Origin of the sequence: Eggerthella sp. (assembly GCF_048329335.1) — a bacterium.
Taxonomy (GTDB): domain Bacteria; phylum Actinomycetota; class Coriobacteriia; order Coriobacteriales; family Eggerthellaceae; genus Eggerthella; species Eggerthella lenta.
In genome coordinates this window covers 1-3,653 of sequence record NZ_DBFEGU010000014.1, presented here as the reverse complement: position 1 = coordinate 3,653, position 3,653 = coordinate 1, and the positions used below count along the sequence as shown (strand labels likewise).

Here is a 3,653-nt window from a genome sequence, read left to right as displayed (position 1 = left end):
GTCATGCACTACATCTCTTCCCCCGGAAAGCTCGAGCTGGCGATCGCCGAGGCCGCAGCGGGCCTCGGTCTGAAATACGAAATGTGGCCCCTCAAGGACACCTGCGACATCCTGATCCATCTGCCGGACGGCCGACAGCTTGCCGTCGACGCCAAGGCATACGGCCGCGCCGAGCGGCTTGCCCGCGAGATAGAGGACGACACCGGCATCGCCCAGATGTGCGCGGACGAGGTGGCCTATGTCGTGCCGGACCAAGTCGAACGGGACCATCCCGGATATCGCGCGCTATGCAATGCCGTCCTGCGCGGCAAGACCGGCTATTCATGCGAAACGCTGCGCAACTTCTCGAAACGACTCAATGCCGCCGCGAAGGGAGGCACGCGATGAACGAGCCGAATGATACAGCCCAGGAAGGCTTCGACCAGCTGAAGCGCAATCTCGAGGTGCGCTATCCCGAGGACAGCGACCTATCCCTCGACGAGTTCCTGAATGTGGAGTCGCTGCTCGCGCTCGCGGTACGCGTATGCGGTCCCGGCGCCGATCCCCGAAAGGCCGACAGGCTCCTATCGAACTACCAGCTCATCAGGCCCGAGACCATCGGCGCGGACGGCCACCTCATGCAGATGGCGCGCCGACACCTGTTCTCGCTGGCTTCATCCACGGCCTGGCGGCGACTGCTGGGCCTCTACGAGCGCGCGGAATATGAGCGGTACCGGTTCTTCGATATCGCCGACGGCGGAATGGCCCTGCGCGAGCACCCCCTTACCGGGATCGACCGCATGCCGATCTATATAGACCGCCTCCTCGGCGATGTCAAACTCTCCCATAAAAACGTGGTCGCGAGACCCAAAGGACGGTATTCCTACACATGCAAGCCCGAGGCGACCGGCGATACCACGGTAACCGGATCGATCCGTTGGGTGACCATACCCGATGCCGTGCCGCCCCAAACGGGCAAGATTGACGATATCCCCCGCAAGAGCAGGCGCCCGCCCATCGATATCACCCTCGACGAGCTCATCTCGACCGCGGACGAAGTCGGGGAGAAGACCGGGAAGACCCACTACGCTGCCGTGCTCAGAAGGGTCAAGGACCAGGGGCTCCTCAAGCGGGCCGTCGGCGGCAGCACATCCGTCGCCGACGGCCTGCGCCTCGATGAGGTCGTGAGCCTCGTCGGCCTCGTCGGCGCCGGCAAGTCCGTCCTCGCCAACATGCTCATCGTCTGCCTCGCGAAGCGCGGCCTGCGCGCGGTATCCCTGCTCAACTCGGTATCGGACGTGATGGAAAGCGTCGTCCTGCTTCGCGAGGCGGGAATCAGCGCCTCGCCCCTGGTGTCGCGCGGCAGGCGCATCGAACGGCTCGACGAGTTCTTCGACCACGATGACTCCATGCTCCTCGGCCATTCCGCATCCAAATACCTGGAGACCGCCTGCATCATGGACGGGCTCTCCTCTTCCGATTCCGAGGCCTGCGGATACGGCAGCACGCCATGCCGCGGCCTCCGGTCCAAGAAGGGCGGCGCGAACTCATGCCCGTACTGGGACGTGTGCCCATCGCAGGCCATGGCCCGCGAGTCCCTGACATCCGACGTCGTGGTCACGACTCCCACCGGCTTCGCCACCATGATCGTCGGAAGGGAGCGCAAGGCATTCTTCGAGGAGGCCCTTCAGCAGTTCGACGTCGTCCTGTTCAATGAGGCGGACCGCGTGCAGGCGCAGCTCGACGGCTGCTTCGCCCCTAGCATGAGCTTCCAGGAGCTCATCCGCAACGCCGCCGACCCGACAGCCGCAGCCATGAAGCGGCGCCCGGACGACAAGATGAGGGACTTCAACGAGGAGCTTTTCTACGACCTGCGCCAGAAATCCGAGCCCGTCGCGAAGGCGCTGCTCAAATCCGTCAGGGACGACCGCGTGGCGAAATGGCGCATCGTCAAGGACGAGGCGTTCACGTCACTCTCGCTTCTGAACGACCTCCTGGAGCAGGGCCTTCCCAAACAGGTTTACGAGGATGCCGACAAACTCATCAACCCCTATAGATTCGAGATTGCCAAGAAGAGCCTCGATGGCGGCGATGCGGCCCTCAACAAGCTCTCGCAGGCGGTCGCGACCTCCTGCGAGGGCATCGACGACGACACCCACAGCTACTCGTTGAACGAATACCTCGCTGCACGCGGATGCTCGGAGCTTCCCGACGAGCTGCGGACCAGGTTCTCCTTCGCCCTCAAGGTCATCCGGTTCGACTCGTATCTGCGCGAACTCGCCTCCGCGCAGGACCTCCTCAGCTTCAAGGACGATTCCGTCGACGAGCTGTACAACTTCCTCAAGTTCAGCTACACGCGCCAGCAGCACTATCTCCCCAACTCGCTGATCGGCAACATCTTCGGGATGAAGCTCGACGGCAACGACCTCAGGCTTTTCCGGCAGTTCGCCTTCGGGCGGGCCTTCATGTGCTCGCTGCCCTGGCTCGATACCGACCCCGCCGGGGCGGCGCTGGGGCCGCACGTGCTCCTGCTCTCCGGTTCGAGCTGGGAGCCCGGCTGCCTGCAATACCACGTGAACAGGCCGGTCGACTACCTCCTCGAGGCGGAGCCGTGGAAGGCGGCCAAGCTCTCCACCTCGACCGTGAGGGACCTCGGCATCGAGCAGAACGTGTCCGGCAGCGCCGCCGAGATGCGTTCCGGCAACCTCGGCATCGTCCTATCCCAGACCATGGCCACGCTGAGGGACGAACTCGACGCGGATGGCGCGGGAAAGGCCCTGGTCATCGTGAACAGCTACCGGGAGGCCGAGGACGCACGCGACCGCATCGAGCAAGAGTTCCGACGCAAGGGCCAGGCAATCAAGGTCGCGGCCCTGGTGCGCAACAACCACGAGCACAGGGAGCACTTCGTGCCCCGGAGCGAAGTCTACAAGTTCTGCGATCATCCGGCCAAAGTGCTCGTGGCGCCGGCCATGGCCATCGAGCGCGGATTCAATATCGTCGACCGCGGCGGCCATGCCGTGTTCACGAGCCTCATCTTCTCGGTGCGCCCGATGGGCACACCGCACGACCTCGGCGGGCGATACCGCAAGCTCAACGGCCTCATCGAAAGGGAGGTCGGCGACTACCCGGCCAATCCCGGGGAGTTCGCGACCGAGGTCAGGGCCTCCGCCTGGCGCACATGGAAGACCATAGAGCGGGACGAGAACCTTCCCATGGGCGCATGGAGGACCATGGGAAGGCAATTCCTCGTAGACGACGCGATCTCCACGCTCATGGTCACGATCATCCAGATATTCGGGCGCCTGGCGAGGCTTGCCGATAAGGAGAGGCCCGCGCCGCATGTCTATTTCGCCGATGCGGCCTTCCGCGGCGGCGACGGGAAGCTCTCGTTCAGGACCCTGGAAGAGCTTGGCGCCTACATGGAACGCCTCATGCACGATAGCGACCAGCCGGAGGTCGCCAAAGCCCTTTACGGGCCGTTCTACGAGTCATTCAGGAAAGGAATCGGAAATGTCGGACTCTAAGCTGCACCTCATGTCATTCGCACCCGTCCCCGACACCAAGACGACCGTGCACGTCGTCGGCTTGCCCGACAGCCTGCGCGACGCCCTCTTCACGCTCATGCCCCCGAGGAAAGAGGGCGGCTACCTCAACACCAAAGTCCTTAAGGA

1 protein-coding gene and 1 pseudogene are annotated in these 3,653 nt (G+C 63.9%); both read left to right on the top strand.

All coding sequences use genetic code 11. The annotated features are described in order from the left end of the window. A pseudogene (locus ACMO6A_RS00375) lies at nt 1-387 on the top strand (hypothetical protein); the annotation flags it as partial. Further along, on the top strand, nt 384-3,506 hold the full coding sequence (locus ACMO6A_RS00370) for a hypothetical protein (protein ID WP_418470635.1): 3,123 nt from the start codon (nt 384-386) through the stop codon (nt 3,504-3,506). The pseudogene ACMO6A_RS00375 and the gene ACMO6A_RS00370, both read left to right, overlap by 4 nt. The last annotated feature ends 147 nt before the right edge of the window (nt 3,507-3,653 follow it).